This window comes from Tunturibacter empetritectus (assembly GCF_040358985.1).
GTDB lineage: Bacteria > Acidobacteriota > Terriglobia > Terriglobales > Acidobacteriaceae > Edaphobacter > Edaphobacter empetritectus.
The window spans coordinates 4,599,117-4,617,719 of record NZ_CP132932.1; the positions used below are offsets into that span (position 1 = coordinate 4,599,117).

Consider the following 18,603-nt stretch of genomic DNA (forward strand, 5'->3'; position numbering starts at 1 on the left):
TCCAAAAGTAACCGCAAAACTTTGCAGTCACCTTGTATAGGGAAGTACCCATTACTTTGGATTTAGGCTTTTCGGATTAATCCGTCGTTTGATATCAAACGTGATATCAACAGCAGGTTTTTAGAATTTTTCAGAGGAAAATCAACTTTTTATAAATCGAATCCAAAGGAATTCGGAACCTTGAGTACGGAGTGACAGATGATCCTGAACGTTCAAGCGGAAGAGTAATAGTGAAGAGTTTTTCTTAGTAGGAGAAAAAGTAACCGATTTATGTATTGCCATTTACGCAATTCGAGGATCAGAATTGAATTCGCAGAGTACCAACGTCTGTCGAGCAGCGCGACGGGAGCACCAAAATGACCCAAGAATATAAACGGCACCAGAGCTTTCCACTCCGTCTTTCTCCTTCGATCCGTCAACAAGCCAATGATCTTGCACACGTCGAAGGCATATCGCTCAACCACTTCATCAGCCTGGCGATCGCAGAAAAGATAGTCAGGATGGAGCAAACAACTTTGCTCAAAGAGCAAGTGACCCCGAAAAAAGTAGTTACTCTTCGCACTGACTTCCGATCAGACAAACTTGCCTGATCGCATGAGTGCTGGAGAATGCAAGGTATCGATGGCCAGCTGGATTAGCTGGCTACCGTAGACCTCAGGGAGTAGCCACTGAGCACACAAGACGCGATAGAGGGCTGCGCATCAGCCCAAGCCTCGCGACACGCATCTTGGCCTGCGACAGAGCATTGGTTTCTCTGCCTGTCTCCCCTCAAGGCTTGTAGAGTCGCCAGCGCAAGAAGTTTATTCACGCCCCCACCAATATTCGACTCTGACTCTCTTCGCTTCAGATATTTACCTATGAGATCGAGAGTTCTATCGAACTGCCTGTTACGTCAGGAACTATCTGGCGTAATAGGCCAGTACGTCGAGAATCGCGTCGTTCATCCCTCGGGTAACAAAAAGCCAGTATAAAAAAATAAATTCCCAAAAATTCCGAAAGCCAAAACTACCCGCACCCAAACTGTTGTAAGCGCGATTGATAATCCACCTCGAAGCTGCGCTCATCCCAACTGAATTTCCTTCCCTCATTGCATATGATGGACGTAATATTCGGAATAATGATTTGAAGCGCTTCAAGGATAGACCCCATTTGGTCTGGAATGAACCAGTCTCGCGGACCCCACTGCGAGACCGCCACAAGGAGCACGACCTATTGCCACAATCTCATTACTCTCGAAGACGATTCCTCGGAGCAGCAGCGCCCGGTTTGACCCTTAGGAAATCACCCTATCTCGCACGCAACCTCTGCCGCTTGATCGAGTCCGGCCTTTCTTCGCCCGCATTCCAGATCAAGCTGTACTACTGAGCACAACAAACCGCCGTGCCGGCCATGTGCAAGCTACCAAAGCATTGGATGGCAGCTATCTGCTGGTCTACATTCCATGCGCAGATCAGCCCATCTCGCTCAATCTATCGTCAATGCCTCAGGGCGAGCGGACCGCCTGGTGGTACGATCCCCGCACCGGGATCGGTACCAAGATCGCACAATTCTTCTCAGGTTCTAAGGTTGAAGTCACCACGCCGCCTTACGGTCCAGACTGGGTGCTCGTCGTCGATGATGCAAGATCCGGCTTCGGTCCTCCGGGCCTCGACGCATGGAACTCCTGAACGCGTAGAACGTCTGCGCGAACATGCGAGGCGGTACGGACCTTACAGAGATATCGAGGCACTATGAATCGCAGAGAGTTTCTAGGATCGCTTGTCGTGCTGTCATCGATGCAATCAACGGCAGAAGCACTCGCTTTGCCGAGCGCCGACTCGTCATCGGTCAAACCGTTGAACGATCAACCTGTAGAAGCGCTGACTATCCCCGATCTCTCTCACATTCCATACAGCATCGCAGGCTCCTGGCTCGTCGTTGACCTCAGCGAAGGCCGTGCGGCAGTGAAGACGGTGCGCCGCTCCGCGGTCTCCTATCGTTGGCAGCAGACCGGTCCGTGGGCGGACCTGCTGTTTGAGATCGTCATGATTCGTGATGGGAAAGAGGCTCCCAGCACCATCACGGCTTCCATGTCGAGTGTTCGACTTGCTTCAGGCGACTCGTCGGTCGAAGTGATATCTTCCGACGGCGATACTTTCCTCATCGCCGCACAGCATTGCGGCGTACATCTTCGACTGGCGCACCCTCCCGCCTGGATCTACCAGGCATCAGACGCCGCGTTTCGTGCCACCTCGTTTCATGCTTACGATCAACAGTCGAAGACGTATCTCAACCTGCACGCTGACCGCCCGCTCATCTTTCAACCTGCCGAGATGGGTATTCCATACGACACGGTGACTCTTGCATCGCATTCCACACAAAGGATGACGGTACGCTGCACAACACGGGAGGAGCACCCCAGCGATCAGATACCTGACCTAACCCTAGTCCGCACGCGACGAAACGATGAGCTCGACGAATGGATGCGGCGTTGCCCGGATGTCCCGGACTCCTATCAGCCCGCTGCACGCACCGCCTGGTACCTCTTCTCTGCGTTGCAGGTCAGCCCCGAAGGAGCGCTGCGGAGACAGACCGTTCTCTCAAGCAAGAAGGGCATGAACATGGTCTGGTCATGGGACAACTGCATCAATGCGCTGGCCCTTGTAAAGGCTGACCCGGCACTTGCGTGGGACCAGCTTTCGACCATTCTTGATCATCAACGAGCCGACGGCGTTCTTCCAGATGCCATCAGCGACTCCGAGATTGTATATGGCTTCAACAAGCCGCCCGTCTGGGCCTGGACTGTTCAAAAACTTCTACCCGCCACGCCCGCCACAGATCACACAGCTCATCTCGAAGAGGTCTATCCAAAGATCGTCCGGTTTCATGAGTGGTGGTTCCGGGAGCGTGATCTCCTGGGCGACGGCCTTCCCTGCTACATGTGCGGCAACGACTCAGGATGGGACAACGCGAGCATCTTTGCCGGACGATGGCCTGTGCAGAGTCCCGATCTTGCGGCTTGGCTTATTCTGGACGCTGAGGCTCTGGCGAAGATCGCGACTCAATTAGACCGCACCGATGAGGCCGCGCGTTGGCGCGAGCATGAGAGAGATCTGCTCGCTCGCTTTCACAAGCGCTTCTGGCTCGACGGCCAACCCCACTTCTTCAGCCTCACTCCCGCCGGCCCTGAACGTCATAGGAGTACAAGCCTCATCACATCGATCCCCCTCCTTCTCGGAGAGCGTCTCGACCCCGCCATTCGCCGTGAACTCGTTCGTTCCCTCTCGGACCCGGCACGCTTCTTTGCTCCGGCAGGCCCCGCAACCGAGGCGCGCAGTAGCCCTCTCTACCAGCCGAACGGTTACTGGAGAGGTCCGGTCTGGGGCATATCCACGTACCTCATCTGCACAGGACTCGTTGAATGTGGCGAAACCAATCTCGCCAGGACTCTCGCCACACGATTTTGTGAGACATGTGCGCGCGACGGAAATTTTCGTGAGAACTACGATGCTTCCACCGGCTCCGGTCAGTACGACTCCGGCATGACATGGACCGCCGCGGACTTCCTCCTGCTCACGAATTGGCTAAGTACCTTTCATCAATAACTAGGAAATAACTAGGACATATTCGATAGGAAGATTTCAGGCGATTCGGAGCAGACGCCAGCTTGCCGATCAGATTCCCAAAACGGGAAACCCTGAAAAATAAATCCTGAATCCGTGACGCATTTTTCGAGCCCGAAAAAGTGACTGCTTAAACACCACGTCTACCACGCATCCCACCACAAACTCACCATCAAAACACCACGCTATAGCACCCCTTTTTTGCAAAAACCCCCACAAAAACACGCATCCACCACACCAAAAAATAACTGCAACAAAACTCCTCGTCCGGACTGTCTCTTGCTCTCGTCAGGCGCACTCACGGCATGAGGGGCCAGTTGATTCTCTAAGGCAAGGTGTCTACCGGTGCTGGTTCAGATGGACAGCAGCACGACTGCGATGAGGGAGCAGGCGACTCCGGCCCATTGCAGACGGCTGACAGACTCATGCAGGATCAACGGCACAAGCACAATGACCACAACAGGATAGAGCGCCGTAAGGGGCGCCACGATCGACGCCTTCCCTCCACGCTTGAGAGCGGCGAAGAGCGCCCAGGCACCAAGAGCGTTGAGCAGGCCGCTAAGGATTGCATACGTTAGGTTGAGCTTTGAGTAATGCAGAACCGCAGGGCCCGGATAGAAGAATGGTTCCAGGAGAAGAAAACCCACCACCAGCCAGATGAGCGACGACTCCGCGGAGATGTAATTGGTTGCAAGTTTTTGAAGGATGCCGACAACACCCCACGCGAGCACGGTCAGGATGGAGTACCAAAGCCAGGGGGGGATATGCACGACGCAAAACCTCCTATAGGGAAAAGATGACGATGGCAATTGTGGCGAACAACAGGCCGAGTGCCTGAATGGGACGGAAGCGCTCACGCAGGATCGTGATCGCGAGAACGACGGTGATCATGGGATAGAGCGCTGCAGCCACCGTGATGAGGGTGGTGTTGCCGTTGGTGTGATAGGCGGCGAAGAGCGCAAGGCCGCCGATTCCAGACAGCACACCGTTGAGTACGCCGTAGGCGACACCGCGAGGACTTTTTTCGAGCTTCCCGCGACGTGCAATCAGCAGTACGAGTCCGACGGGAACGGTGCCTATCGTGAACAGAAACTGCATCGTGTCTGGGGGGATCTCTCGTGACCCAAGTTTGGAGAAGAGCGCCCAGGCGCCCCAACAGAGCACGCAGATCATTGAGTACCAGAACCAGGATGCGTTGCACATTTTTCTCAATAGGTCCATCGTTCCTCCTGTAGGTTCCCCTTCACCGCGAGACGTGCCGCTGGTTGAAGCTGGCTTCGTCAACCGCCACCTGCGGCGCGTAGCGAAAACTTCCCGGCTCGATTCCTCGCAAGACCGCCAATTGAAAGGCCGCCGCCTGCAAGGGCACGATCTCAAAGAGGGGTGAGAGTGTTTGGGATACCGAGGGGAGATCACACCAGCGCGCATCACGGACCTGCGATCCGGATGGACCGATCAACCGAATTTCGCCGCCAAACTGTACAAGGTCATGGGCCAAGGCGAGATTGAGATCCCGCGTAGGGCCCTGCGGTGCGAAGACGAAGCCGCGGAAGTTTTGATCGACGACCTCGACCGGGCCGTGCCGGAAGGAGGCGATCGGCATCGCGACTGCCGGACTCTTCGCGACTTCATGAAAGAGCAGTGCACCCTCATGGGCGGATGCGACGGAGGGGCCTCGCGCGAGCAGATACGGCGTTACAGAGGGCGACAGAAAGGCGTCCCAACTTGTGAGAGTCTTCATGCTTGCCTCGACGAGAGAGGCGAACGAAGGCAGGAGTGTCCGAACCTCTTCTGCGGCGGCGTCGAAGTAGCCGGCAACAAGATTTCCCAAGAGGTGCAGCGTAAGAAGCGTGCCGGTGTACGTCTGGATGGCGACCATCTCATCATTGAGGCTGGCGATCGAGAGGCTCACGTCCGCAGATCGGGACAACTGGCTTAGTGGCTCGTTGGTGACACCGATGATGGGCACCTTGCCTTTCATCTTTTCGAGCAGTTTCGCGATCTCGACGGACTCACCCGACCGCGAGACTAACAGGACAACGGCATCCTTCCAGACACTGTTCAAGTAGTGCAGAAGTTCTCCTGCTTCAATCGCAACTGCGTCAAGGCCGAATGAGCAAAGGAAATACCGGAGCGGGATGGAAGCGAACAGCGACGCGCCCATGGCCGTGATGATGATCTTTTTTCCAGAGCGGAGAAGTGTAGCAGCGTGCTTCATGGCCGGTGCGCCGTCTTTGCATTGGTAGTGCAGCGTGCGCGCGAGTGATTCGGGCTGGGCGTGAATGTTGCTGGCTAGATTGTGCATGTCTTACCTTTTTGTGAATTTTTCAGCATGATGGATTCCGAAGCAGCCATGACTGCGCCGCACCCAGCAGGCCGACGTCGGGTCCGAGCGAAGACAGAGTAATGGTGGTGTATTCAACGGGCACCTGCGTGCAGAGGCTTCGCACCGTCGCCCGAACATCGTCTAGAAACAAATCACTGCTTCGCATCACTCCGCCTCCCAGGCAGATGACATCGGGAACAAACAGGGTGACAAGGTTGGCCAAGCCCAGGCCGAGGTAATGGGCCTCGCGTTTGACTGCACGAAGTGCGAGCGGATCACCCTGTTGGGCAAGCCCGCATATCTCAGCGGCCGTCAGCAGGCCTCTGCCGGGATCGATTTCGGGGAAAGACGCAGTCATCGCTGCGCCGCTCGCAAGGCTCTCCCAACAACCGGAGAGTGTGCAGTAGCAAAGAGGTCCGGTGGGGTCAATGAGCTGGTGACCAAACTCGGGATGGGCGCCGCGCACGCCGCGATACAGCCGGCCGCTTTGCACAATGCCACCACCGATGCCGGTACTGATCGTGACATAGATAAGAGTTCCTGACGTCTTCGTTGCGCCCCAGGCATATTCCGCAAGAGTTGCCGCGTCCGCATCGTTCTCGACGACAACAGGGAGGCCGAAGCGCTCGCCAACGGCATCGGCGAGAGGGCCCCCCTCCCAGCCGGGCAACGTACCTACGACACCGATGACTCCGGTTAGCGGATCGAGCGGGCTTGGGCATGCAATGCCGATGCCGTCGATGCGGCCGCATTGATCGATTGCTGCTTGCAGCATCCGCTGGATTCGATCGACAGCATCCCGCAATCCGCGCTTCGGCTGGGTGGGACACTCGCTCCGGTGAAGGATCTTTCCATCATCGCTAACAATGCCGGCGGCGATCTTGGTACCTCCAATATCTACAGTCCCGATGCGTCTCATCTTCACTATCTCCCCGGCTACTTGCGGACTTCGGTGCGTGTATACACTTGTTCTCCGGCCAGCCAGACATCCTCAATGAGGATCGAATCCTGCCAGCTGAATCTGAGGAGGTCAGCGCGAAATCCGGTTGTAAATTGACCGCGGCCTCCAACGAGTTTTCCGGGATTCGTTGTGGCCATGGCCAGCGCCTCGTGGAGAAGCACGTCGGAGGTTCGGACGAGAGTGCCGATGCATTGCGCGAGTGAAGCCGTAGCTCCCGCAAGAAGTTCGGAACCGAAGACACAGAGTTTGCCATCTGGCCGAAGTTCGACACGCCCTCCAACCGGAGTGGAGTAGGTGCCTGGAGGCATACCCGCGAGCGCGACCGAGTCAGATACGAGCACGCTGTGCTGCAAAGTTTTCGCGCGCAGCATTACTTTGAGAACGTCAGGCGGCAGATGGTGTCCATCCGCGATGAAGGTCGCGGAGACGCGGTCGTCGGCGAGAAGGGACCAGATGGCATTGCGGTGCCGCGGGATCTCCGGCGCAATTCCATTTCCAAGGTGGGTTACAAGGCGTGCCCCTGCATCGATCGCGCGCCGAATCTCTTCAGGCGAAGCATGTGTGTGGCCGATGGCAACATGGATTCCCTGCTTGGCCAGCGCAGCGATATACGCACAGGATTCTTCGAAATGCGGAGACAGCGTGACCATGCCGACGATGCCGCCGGAAGCCTGCTGCCAGCGCTCGAACTCTGCGATCGAGGGTGGCCGCACGGCATCGGCAGGATGGGCGCCGCGGTATCCATACAGCGGAGAGATGTGCGGACCTTCCACGTGAACAAACGGAATGCATGCGGCCGCACGTGGATGACTGCGGCGCGCATCGGCAATTACGCTGAGGGCGTGGCAGATCTTATCTTCGGGTGCGGTGATAATCGTCGGCGCGAAACAGGTGACACCACGAGACAGCATCGCATCGACAAGGTCTGTAATTGTGCCTGGCGTGAGTTGCTGTGCGTTTACATCAAATTCAGAGCAGCCATTTACCTGAAGATCCACTAAGCCGGGGGAGAGAAAGAGATCGCTGCTCGCAGAGTTCTCTTCGATGCGCACAATCACACCCTCGTCGACGAAAAGGGTGTGATTGTGCCCGCTTTGCGGATCACGTCCGGTTATGGTTGTCATGCCCATAGATCTCACGCATCGAGCTCGACTCATGATCGAGGTAAAGGGTGCACCGGGGATGGGTGCGCAGTGCGGTTGCCGGGCAATCCCCGCTAATGGTCGACTCGAGCGCAGCCTGCACGGCGGTGCTCTTATGCCGGCCAGGCACGCAGCAGAAGAGCTCGCGGCCTGAAAGGAGTGTGGGAATTGTAAGCGTGATTGCGAGGTGCGGCACGTCGTCGAGGGTGGGAAAGCAGCCATCGAGAACTTGCTGCTCCCGACACATCGTATCCAGCGTGACGACCTTGACGGGAACAGGGTCGTCGAGGTTCGCGGGTGGATCGTTGAAGGCAAGGTGGCCATTGGTTCCGATGCCGAGCAGAACGACGTCCACAGGATCTTCAGCCAACAGCGCGGCGTACCGCTTGCACGCTGCTTCGGGATTGTTGTCTGGATTGATTGGCTCAAAGCGAGAAAGCGGAAGGTGGTCGATGAACTCCCGCTTGAGCCAGTTGGCGAACCCCTGAGGCGCATCAGCGGGCAGCCCGATGTACTCGTCCATGTGGAATGCTGTGATGCGAGTCCAGTCAATTTTCGGCTCACGGCGAAGGGCCGCGAGCATATCGCTCTGGCTTGGCGCCGCTGCCAAGATCAAACGAAGGTGCGTCTTGGTACGCAGACCTTCGCGCAGTGTTTCGCCGATCTCATGCGCAGCGAAATGGCCGAGTTCTGCGCGGGATTTCGCTACATGAACTTTCATGACGTCCTCCATGCTTCCGCTGTTTGAAAGAGGCACCTCATACGGCTGCGACACTCGGGTTAGGTGACGCGCCAAAGCGCGAATCAGATTTCTTGATGTCATCTGGCTTGTTCCCTGTCGCAATGGAAGCAGGTGAAGAGCGTCCGTTGCGCATGATGTTGCGATAGATAAAGAAGACCACCAACGCAATGGAACTCAGACCGAAACCGAACCAGAATGCGACGATGTAACTTCCGGTCCACTTAATCAGGAAGCCGGAGATAGCAATGACAGTGCCAGTGCTGAAGTTGCGCACGAGCGCGACTGTCGAGGTGTAGGAGCCGGTATCTGCTTTGTCCATGGTCCTCCAGAGAATCGTGTCTCCTGCTACCTGCAACGGAAGGAAGAGGAAGTACAACGACATGAGAAGAACGAGGCCGTGCGAGTTAGTGACATGGATCGAGCTGAGTACGAGTGTCAGCATAATCAACCACTGGATACAGAGCGCGAGGTAGCTTCCGAAGCGATCGATGAGCCAACCCGCAGGGTAGGAGAAAGCAACCTGCAACAACAGTCCCCAGGAAATTGCGACGCCGGTGTCACCGATGGTGAGACCGAGCTTGCTCTTCGCGTAGAACCACACCCAGGTCTTGAAGATCATGGGAAATGAATTGAGCAACGCGACGGCGACGATAAGCACGAGGATTCGTTTGTCGCGGCACGCGATTTTGATAGGTGCTAATAGATTGAAGCTGCTCTTGGCTGGGTGGTAGACCGGTGGCTCCTTGATACGCCACAGCGCTATTAGCGTCATGCTGGTCATGACGGCTGCCGCGATGAAGAAGACGCCTTTGGGATTGACGTCCGCCATCTTCGCTCCCAGACGGGTCGAGAGGAATCCGGCCATGCTGACGGTAATAGCAACCAGGCCGGAGACGCGCGCTAAAACTTCCTTGGATACACAATCGATCGCGAGGAGCGGGTAGGTCGATGCTTTCATATCGTTGAAGAAAAAGTACGTGAGCATCAACGTGATGAGCACCCACTTTTGGGTAGACAACGGAAAGAGCACGAGCGCCACAGCGATGAACGGCAGTGACAGCAGCGTATAGGGTGTGCGGCGTCCTAATCGGCTGGTGCTATGGTCGCTCTTCCAGGAGAAGTACATGACGAGAAAACTGACTGCCCATAAATTTGCCGAAGTCAGCAGGCCAACACTCGATTCGCTGACGCCGATCGCTTTGAGGCGCAGGTTCATGAGCGGCTCGACGATGGTCATCGAGACTGACATGCCAAATTGGCCGAAGGTAATCCAGAGGACATTGCTCCACATCCGCTTGCGGTCAGCGTAGAAGGTTGTGAGCGCGCTGTTCGTCGCAGAAGGCGGTGTAACCCCTTCTATGGCGGGTATCACAGTCTCCGCGCTCTCTTCGTCCTGCATCATTCCTGCCTCCGACCTGGGCCGCGACCGCATGTCGCTCGAGTTTAATTTTTTATTTGAGTTCATCCAAGCGGACGGGACGCTTTTCAGCAGCCGATAGCTCAGCGGCAAAACAGAGTTTTGTTGTTTCCAGCGCATCGCGCGGGTTGATGCTGGGACGCTCTCCCTCGGCAACGCGACGCACGATGTCGAGAGCCTGGTCATGGGTGTTGTGAAAGTAGGCGAAGTCATGCTCCGGATCCCAGGTCTCGTTCTGGATCCATTTGCTGGTTTGACCATAGTCGTCTTCGCCGAACTCCCAGCGCTTAATCGTTCGCTGAAAAACATCCGTCTCGGCAGCGCCCTTTTCCCCATAGATCATGTAGCGCAGCACATGGCCGTCGCCAGCCTGTTGCGAGACTGCATTTTGCAGCGGGTCCCCTTTGAAGCTGGCAGCGGGCCCCATCATGAAGGTGAGGTGACTGATGGCGCCGTTCTTGAAGCGGTAACTGCAGTGATAGTTGTCGTGGACTTCATAGTACGGAATCACGTTAGGCGCGCACGTCGCGTACACTTCCTCCACCTCGTCGCCGATCCACCAACGCACGAGATCGACATAGTGACTGAGCTTCTCCCCAAACATGCCGCCGCTGGTTTTGGAGGCAACCCTCCAGACATCGTGACGTCCCCAGGCACTTGAGCAGTAGGTGCACTGCGTATTGAGCACACGGCCAAGGAGGCCGCGAGTGATCCAGTCCTTCACCGTGGTGTAGAGATGTGAGTAGCGCAACTCGAAGCCGATCTGAAGAAACCCGTTCGTGCGTTCGGCTGCTTCCACCATGGCTTGCGCGTCCGGAATGGTGGTCGCCATGGGCTTCTCGCACATCACGGCCATCCCTGCCTCGAGTGCCGCCACGGTTAGTTCTCGGTGCGCATTGTTGGAGGCGGTGACAAAGACCAGTTTGATCGCCGGATCCCGCAGTACGTCGTCAAGTGTTGGAGCAGACTTCACGCCAAACGTGGTTTTCAACTCTTTCATGCGCTCAGCGTTTCGATCAAACGCCTTGATGGCACTGACTCTTGGGCTGTTTTGAAGCGTACGTAAAATGTTCTGTCCCATTTGCCCACAGCCGAGAATGGCCACCTCGATTGCTTTTTCCGCACTCATATTCCCACCTCCGTGCTCGTATTGTTAGCGGCCGCTTGCTTAAAGGACGCGCGGTGCGTATTCAGCGTCTTCCAACCTTCTTCCCCAATATGCGTCCAGTGAGAGAGATGGAAACCAAGTGTATTTTCGGGATCAAGTGTCCCCTGCGCGTAGAGAGTGCCCGTGCCATCGTCTGCGTCGTAGGTCGCGTCGACGGGCAGGTTGAAGGAAAGCTCACTTCTACCGTGGCGTAGCCGGAGGAGACCGAGCGCCATAATTTTTCGTGCTTCCTCATCCCACAGCAGGCACTCGCAGTCGCACTCGAGGCCAAGCGCCGCAATATTGGGATTGCCGAACCGGAGGTGACCGCCTTGCGGCAGGTGGACAACACCGTCAACATACTCGATCTCTCCAGAACGCGGACTGAGCGCTAGTAGAAACCGACCCTGCACCTCGGGTTCAGCAACTTCGAGGCGCCAGCGACGATAGCGTGGAAAGCGTCCTTCGCTGATGTCTTCCTGACCCGTGTTGTTCAGTCCGTAGATGTATCCCGGGACCCAGCGGGGTTCATCCACAACGACACGGGCGGAGTCGGGACTCTCCAGAATCTGTACGAAGATCTCTCCTCGTTCGGCATCATCGAACCCCTTGCAGCCACCCTTAATTCCTGCGATCAGGTTTGCCTGGCCGCCGGTGAGGCGATACTGCTGGCCGCCAAATTCGGTCACCGATCCAGAGCAATGAAGATGCGTGGCGAATCGTATTGGGCGCTCGCCTTTGAAGGCATCCGAGACAACAATCGCCCCTGTCTTTCGATCCAGCACAAACACTCTGTCGGCGTGTTGGACGTGGAGCCTCGGATCGAGCGCATCGGTGATGACGATGTGCGCGTAGATGAAGCGGTCGCTGATGAGACAGCGACGAATGACGCCACCGCACTCCGGCGGAACGGCGCCGTTCAGGTACTGACCGTTGGTGAGCGCGCCACCGTCTTCAAGGCACATCGTGTTGGTCAACGCGCTATTGAGACCATAGAGCCCCATATTGATGTTGCAGATTACGGGTGTTCCGTCGACAGTGATCTCCAGCGCTCCCATCGACGGCGCGAACTCGCGGTTCTGCGGCATCAGGTGGAAGACAGCCTTGCGCCCCGCCTTGGGGCCGCCACTCACCGACACCGCTATCGTGTGTTCTCCGCGAACCGAAGCAATGAGATCGCCAGCATCTTTTGCAAACAGCGGCCGATCCGGGAAGGAAGCGATGGGGCCGGTAGACTGCGGAGCATAGAGTACGTCGAATATGCCCGGCACCACGTTGCCAGTGGCGCGTTTTTCTCTTTCGACAAACGCGCGGTAGATCGAATCGATTCCTTGCGTGGGGTGGAAACGGCTGAGGAACGCAGTGAGAAACCGATGCTCGCGGGTCCTCAGTCCACGCTGGAGTTCCTGGCTGTTCGGCACCTCGAAGCTGGCCAGAAGCGCCTCGCCGAGGTGATCGAGGAAAGGACTTGTGTCCAGCTCTTCCCTCTTTCCGGCGAAGGTATGCGCCGCGGCGAGGTAGAGCACGAGGTGGAAGGGAAAGTATGTTGCCCAGGCCGCCTTGCCGCTGTCAGGAAAAAACGTAAGGCTTTCGCAGAAGAGACCGTGGAAGAGCGGCAACGCGCGACGTGCGATCGCAAGCTCCGCGAAGAATGCCATGCACGCGATGGCTGTGCCGTTCCATGCGCCGAGCGAGTGCGGATCGATGGCTGGACAGCCCATGTAGCCGCGTTGCAGCAGGGTGAAGTCGTACATCTTGCCGATGTACTCCTCTGCCTTTGCAAGTATGGCGTGACGTTCGGAATCGTTGAGCAGGGGTTGCAGATAGTCCCAACCCAGCGCGGTGAGGTAGAGCCGGAGGCTGATGCCGCGATCGTTATCGCCGCCCATCAGCAGTGGATCGGGGCGGCCGCTCCAAGTCGGAGCATGCGCAAGCTTAAGTATCCGATCTTTGGCGCGCGCGCCGATTGCCGCATGACCTGTGAGCGCGTAGAAGAGGCAGGCTAGCTCAAGTGTTCCCTGGCTGTTGTCCGTGAGGAAGACAAGCTCTTCCATGGACAGCTGATTCCTTAACTCTTCAAATTCAGCGATATTTTGCCAGCGTTCGCGGAGCTGCTCAAGGTCATCGGCATGCAAGAAGATGCTTGGATGACTTGTCGCGGATGGTTCTAGAGGGACTGGGTGTCGATCATCTTCGCGCAGTTCGAAGTACGCGAGCTTCCCCCAATCCATGCGCGTGCGGTCACGTTCGATCAGCTCAAGGACGAGTTCGTTGACGCCATCCTGCGCTTCGAAGCCGAAGTCTGCCGTGAGACGACCCTCGGCGATCTGCTGCGGGCCAGGCATCGAGAACCATAGGCCACCCTTGAGCCTGCCATTGACGTAGGTGCGAACCATCGGGACGGCCATCACGTTGTGAAGATGATCAAGATCCCACGGTCCTACGGGCACTCGCTTGCCATCGGGAACCTGAACCATATCGATCATCGCGGTGGCCATGTCGAAGGAGCCGGGTAGAGTGGAGAGGACGCCGCGATAGAGGCCAGCTGTAAGAGAGAGGTGCAAGGTAAGGCGATGTTTGTTCGCCTGGATGTCGGTCACGCGACCGGTCAGATCGATCAGCTGGACATTATCATCGCCGCTGAACTGAGAGGCGATCGGTTTGAAGTAAGCGATGAGATCGCTGTTTATCATCTTCTCCGTCCGGCGCTCCAGTGGCCCGGAAAACAGACGCCATGGATATTGGATGAGGCTGTCGAACGCATCGGCTAAGGCTACTTGCGAGTAAGCGAAGCCGCTGGAAGTCTACCCCACGAAAAGCCGTGGGATTCAAAAGAGAGACGCGGCGGACCTCGGTTTGTGCTGCCGCCCGATAGCCAGACGCCGCGTGATTACAACTGATTATTTCAGCCGGCGTATAAGACCGGGTTAGAAGTTATATTTCAGGGCGAATTGAATGTTCCGTGCTCCCTCTGACGTCTTGATCTGACCTATTGTGCCGCCATCCGGGTTCGCAATGTCGATGCCTCCGTTGTTCGGCGCGTCGAGGATCACGTGGTTGAAAGCATTGATGAACTCGGTGCGGAACTCGATATTCTGATGGTCAGTGATAGAAAATGTCTTGGCAATGCTTGCGTCGATGTTCTGCTCGCCTGGGCCATAGACCGAACTCACACTGCAGTTGCCGAAGTAACCATCTTTAGGCTCCTGGTAGGAAGCGGGATCAAACCACCGATACCCATAGAACCCGTTTCCGATGGTCTGTTTATGCAGTACATGCGGGGACGCTATGCAATCCGGCCGGTTTTGAAAGGAGTTGGTGCCAGAGTGGTCGCTATTAGAGCTAAGCGTTAGCGGGAAACCGCCGCGGAAGGTCGGTATCACGTTCACTTTCCAACCACCCACCACAGCATCGGCGGCTCTGTTCATATTGGTGCCGAATTGCCTTCCGCGGCCAAAGGGCAGGTCGTAGATCACATAGCCTGTGAAGACCCCCTTAACGTTGTAGTAGCAAGCTCCGTTCTCGCCCGAGGGATTGTAGGTGTTCTGCCACCAAGCGCTTGGCGCTTGAGATTGCCCGCCTTCTCCCCAGAATCCCTGTGAATTGGTCATGCAGCGAGACCACGTGTAGCTGAGCAGATATGACAGGCCGTGGTTCAGCCGTCCTTGCATCTGTGTCTGTAAGGCGTTGTAGTTTTGATGTGCCGCCGCGAAAGTGCCGAAGATATATGCCAATTGATTAATGACAGGCCGGTTTTGTGCGAAGAATGGTGATGGGCTGACCACACCCGGCGAGTCCCACACAAGCTGCGTGAGCAGCTCCGCGTTGGTCAGGTGTGTAGTCGATTGCCCAACATATCCCACTTGAACGATAGCCGACGGTGATAATTCGTGCTGCACGAAGAGACTCCACTGATTCGAGTGTGCCGGCTGTACGTGCTTATCCCACGAGTAGATAATGGCGCCTTTGTAACAATTTGGGGCTGCGCTCTCCAAACCGGCAATCGTACATCCAGCAGGAACCGCGATCGGGGTAAAGCCCTGGTCCAGCGTTGTCGTCGGGTAGCCGAGGGCGCTGTAATTGGCACTGGCCGCAATCGGCTGCGGTGGGTTACCCGGCAGTCGCAGCCCCAGACCCGTGCCTTCCATGAAAGACGACAATCCGTAAGACGCACGAACCGTGGTCTTTGGCATCAACTGGTAAGCCACGCCGACGCGAGGCTGATAATTCCCGTAGCCGTTATACGAGTTGTAGAGTGCGCGGCTATTGCCGTTCTGACCGGGCAACTCAAAGGTACCTGTCTGCGGGTCCCAGTTGACCTCTTTGTCGTTGGCTTCGACAAAAGGTGTGTGCGTCTCGTAACGGAAACCGAGATTGAACGTCAACCGATCCGTCACCTTCCAGTCGTCTTGAACGAAGCCGGCAAAGACGTTGTTACGTTGTCCCCACTCCGCGCCCAAGTTACCAACACCAACATTGGTGGGCAAGCCGAGCAGGAAGTCTGTTTCGGGGCTACCCGAGTATGTGGTGTTGAAGCCAAAGCTTCCGGCCTGTCCATTACTACCATTGAATAAACCATTGGTACGAATCCGCCATCCCTGGAAGCCGAAGCGCATGCTGTGCTTCCCGCGCACCCAGTTCACTACGTCCGAATATTGAACCGAGGTGTCGTAGTTATCGGTGACGCTTTCCTTGGTGCCAAAGTTACTCACATAGCCCCCACTAAAACTCATAGCGGGAAGGAAGCTTGTCGTCAAACCAGGAATCTTGAACAAGCTGGTCGCGTCTCCTGAAAAGTTTGATGTGGTTTGGTTCTGTCCAACCCTGACGTAGTTCACGCCCAGACGCGCATCGTTCAGCAGGTTTGGAGATATTGTCCGCGTGTAGCCGGTGACGAAGTTCCACGTCGAGACCAGGTTGTATGGGTTGTAGTCGAGGGCAAATGAGTTTACGGTCGGGTTCGTCAAATCGGAGTACGAGAAGCGACCCATGAAGTGGTCCTTGACGCTTGCGGCGTAATCGATACGGCCATCCCCCTGGTCACTGTCTGTCTTGACGGCAGTCGTGTTGTGCGCATTCGCCTGAAGCAAGCCGTTGATCGGCGTTGGGTAATACTGCGAATTGACAATAGCCAGCGCTGTCTGGCTGAGGCGAGGTTGCGGAATGACGTTGTCGGCGAAAGGTAATCCGGTTTGCGGATCGACGATCGTCTTGCCTGCCGCCACCAGTTCAGAGACGTCGCCAGTACGCTCCTTTGCAGTAAATACAGTGATGGTGGACGTTGTCCTGGGAAAGTCAAACCGCTCACCCTGGTAGTCGGCAAAGAAGAAGAGCTTGTCTTTCAAGATTGGGCCGCCGATTGTGCCCCCAAACTCGTTCCAGCGCAGCTTCTGCCGGGGAATGATGCTACCCGGGATTAGCTTATTCATCCACTGGTTCGCGTTGAGCACATCGTTGCGGAAAAACTCGAAGGCGGAGCCGTGGAAGGAGTTTGTGCCTTCCTTGATCGAGGCGCTGATCACACCGCCCATGTAGTTGCCAAAGTCGGCAGGAGCATTCTGCGTCAGGACGCGGAACTCCTGAATTGCGTCAGGCTGCGGGGAGTATGCAACGTAATTACTTCCTGCATCGTTGTTATCCATGCCGTCGAGCAGGTAGCTGTTCGCATCGAAGCGGTTTCCGTTGATCTCCGGACGAGCGACCTGTCCAGCATTTTGGCCACTCTGAAATCCTGTCGGCTGAACAGTCACAGCACCTGGTGTCAAAAGCGTGAGCTGCAGATAGTTGCGGCTGGCCAGCGGCAAGCTGACGTTGGTGCGCGCGTCGATGACCGTGCCGACATCGGTCGTGTCGGTCTGCAAGAGTGGCGCCTCACTCGTTACCTGCACCGTCTCGTTGGCTGCACCCAAGACGAGTTTGATGTTCCCCGACGCTACTTGATTGAGCTGCAGTTCAATCGGCGACTCCATTGCCGTCCTGAAGCCGGGAGAGATTACGCGGACCTCGTAGCGCCCGACTGGAAGCCGTGTAATGGTGTAAAAACCGGATCCGTTGGTACGGGTCGGCCAAATCGTGCCCCGGTCCAGATCCTGAGCCTTGATGTCGGCATTCGCCACAATCCGACCAGTGGGATCAGTGACAATGCCAGTGATGGTCGCGGTCACTTCCTGCGCAAGCGCAGAAAACCCGGAACAACAGACTGCCAGGATAAAAACGATCAACGCCCGAACGCCTGAGTGCCTCTTCACCAAACGCGAATGCGAAGTGTTCATGGTTTTCTAGACCTCCCTATCGATGATTGCGAAACCGGGGCCTACTTACTCGAAATGCAGTATTGTTCCGCATTACGAAACAAATGTTTGTAATGCGGATCAACTTAATCGAACTTGCGTTGCGCTGTCAAGCCCTATCGTGAGAGTGTTGCTTATATGAAGAAGGCATCTACGGCCATGAGCTCCACGCTGCGTTGCCTCAAAGTTTTGGAATTGCTAGCCGAGGAACCGTTTGAACTGTCGTTCACCGACCTGGCTGCGAAACTTGAAATTCCAAAAGCCTCCGCGCATCGACTCTGCACTACTCTCATCGAAGCAAATCTCATCGTCCAGGAGCCAGTGACCCGGCGATATATGCTCAGCAGCCATGCGCTATGGGTTGGCTCCGGATATCTCCGTCATTCCCCTATCTACCGGGCCGCGTTTTTTCCCATGCAGGACCTCGCTCGCCAAGTGCCGGGCACGGTGCAACTTGGCGTGCTGGACCAGGACTACGTGCTGTTCATCCATTCCGTCGGGTACTCCGGTGCGCCTCATGCCTTCGCGGATGTGGGCCTGCGCCGGCCGCTCAATGCCACTGCTTCCGGAAAGATATTTCTGGCGGGCATGTCGCAGGAAGACGTCGAGCGCATCATGGCGAAGAGCGCGGAAAAATACACCAGCAGCACCATCACCTCGATCGTAAAGATGAAACAGGAGATTACGCAGGTAAGGAAGATTCGCTACGCGCGCAACGTGGAGGAGCTTTTGCCAGGCTACTGGGTGCTCGCCGCAGGAGTGGGTGGACAGGAAAACAGTCCGGCTGCCGCTATCAGCCTCACGCTTCCGCTGGATGAATTTTCTCCGGAAAGTGAGGTAGCGATCTCAGCCCTGGTCAAGGAAGCTGCGCGTAAAGCGTCGCTACAGCTTGGCCACGCGGGAGCTGGACAGAGCATAGGACATAGCCGTAGACCGCCGCCGCCGATAACAAGATCGGCCTTCAATCATGCATAGT

14 protein-coding genes are annotated in these 18,603 nt (G+C 56.4%); 4 read left to right on the forward strand and 10 right to left on the reverse strand.

The window, feature by feature from the left end; translation table 11 throughout:
• Positions 1–356 precede the first annotated feature (356 nt).
• The 3 genes from RBB75_RS19290 to RBB75_RS19300 all read left to right on the forward strand — a co-directional run bounded on the left by RBB75_RS19290 (position 357) and on the right by RBB75_RS19300 (position 3,584).
• Positions 357–590 (forward strand): toxin-antitoxin system HicB family antitoxin, encoded by a 234-nt coding sequence (locus RBB75_RS19290; protein WP_353069007.1) that lies wholly within the window; start codon positions 357–359, stop codon positions 588–590.
• Positions 591–1,340: 750 nt separating this feature from the next.
• Complete coding sequence (locus RBB75_RS19295; RefSeq protein WP_353070417.1) at positions 1,341–1,667, forward strand: putative collagen-binding domain-containing protein; 327 nt, start codon at positions 1,341–1,343, stop codon at positions 1,665–1,667.
• A gap of 63 nt (positions 1,668–1,730) precedes the next feature.
• The gene (locus RBB75_RS19300; RefSeq protein ID WP_353069008.1) at positions 1,731–3,584 is read left to right on the forward strand and encodes an amylo-alpha-1,6-glucosidase; all 1,854 of its coding nucleotides are present in this window, start codon (positions 1,731–1,733) and stop codon (positions 3,582–3,584) included.
• Between the two features lie 371 nt (positions 3,585–3,955).
• Here the strand turns inward: RBB75_RS19300 and RBB75_RS19305 are convergent, their stop codons facing one another.
• The 10 genes from RBB75_RS19305 to RBB75_RS19350 all read right to left on the reverse strand — a co-directional run bounded on the left by RBB75_RS19305 (position 3,956) and on the right by RBB75_RS19350 (position 17,609).
• Positions 3,956–4,372 (reverse strand): EamA family transporter, encoded by a 417-nt coding sequence (locus RBB75_RS19305; protein WP_179638240.1) that lies wholly within the window; start codon positions 4,370–4,372, stop codon positions 3,956–3,958.
• Positions 4,373–4,385: 13 nt separating this feature from the next.
• Positions 4,386–4,823, reverse strand: a complete 438-nt coding sequence (locus RBB75_RS19310; protein WP_306459676.1) for an EamA family transporter — start codon at positions 4,821–4,823, stop codon at positions 4,386–4,388.
• 22 nt (positions 4,824–4,845) lie between these two features.
• Positions 4,846–5,907, reverse strand: coding sequence for an SIS domain-containing protein (locus RBB75_RS19315; RefSeq protein ID WP_179638242.1), 1,062 nt, complete (start codon positions 5,905–5,907; stop codon positions 4,846–4,848).
• Between the two features lie 22 nt (positions 5,908–5,929).
• Entirely contained in the window at positions 5,930–6,847 is a 918-nt protein-coding gene (locus RBB75_RS19320) for an ROK family protein (protein WP_179638243.1), read from the reverse strand.
• A gap of 17 nt (positions 6,848–6,864) precedes the next feature.
• The gene (locus RBB75_RS19325) at positions 6,865–8,013 is read right to left on the reverse strand and encodes an N-acetylglucosamine-6-phosphate deacetylase (RefSeq protein WP_179638244.1); all 1,149 of its coding nucleotides are present in this window, start codon (positions 8,011–8,013) and stop codon (positions 6,865–6,867) included.
• A complete protein-coding gene (locus RBB75_RS19330; protein WP_353069009.1) occupies positions 7,991–8,752 on the reverse strand; it encodes a glucosamine-6-phosphate deaminase in 762 nt (253 codons plus the stop codon). Before RBB75_RS19330 ends, RBB75_RS19325 begins: the two co-directional genes overlap by 23 nt.
• Positions 8,753–8,789: 37 nt before the next feature.
• Positions 8,790–10,175 carry an MFS transporter gene (locus tag RBB75_RS19335; protein WP_179638246.1) on the reverse strand — a complete coding sequence of 462 codons (1,386 nt, stop codon included), beginning with the start codon at positions 10,173–10,175 and terminating at the stop codon, positions 8,790–8,792.
• A gap of 49 nt (positions 10,176–10,224) precedes the next feature.
• A complete protein-coding gene (locus RBB75_RS19340; RefSeq protein ID WP_353069010.1) occupies positions 10,225–11,319 on the reverse strand; it encodes a Gfo/Idh/MocA family protein in 1,095 nt (364 codons plus the stop codon).
• Positions 11,316–14,030, reverse strand: coding sequence for a hypothetical protein (locus tag RBB75_RS19345; RefSeq protein WP_353069011.1), 2,715 nt, complete (start codon positions 14,028–14,030; stop codon positions 11,316–11,318). Before RBB75_RS19345 ends, RBB75_RS19340 begins: the two co-directional genes overlap by 4 nt.
• Positions 14,031–14,264: 234 nt before the next feature.
• Positions 14,265–17,609: a TonB-dependent receptor gene (locus RBB75_RS19350; RefSeq protein ID WP_353069012.1), complete on the reverse strand. Its 3,345-nt coding sequence runs from the start codon at positions 17,607–17,609 to the stop codon at positions 14,265–14,267.
• 156 nt (positions 17,610–17,765) lie between these two features.
• On the opposite strand from RBB75_RS19350, the gene RBB75_RS19355 reads away from it, so the two are divergent.
• Entirely contained in the window at positions 17,766–18,602 is an 837-nt protein-coding gene (locus tag RBB75_RS19355; protein WP_179638250.1) for an IclR family transcriptional regulator, read from the forward strand.
• Position 18,603: the final 1 nt, after the last annotated feature.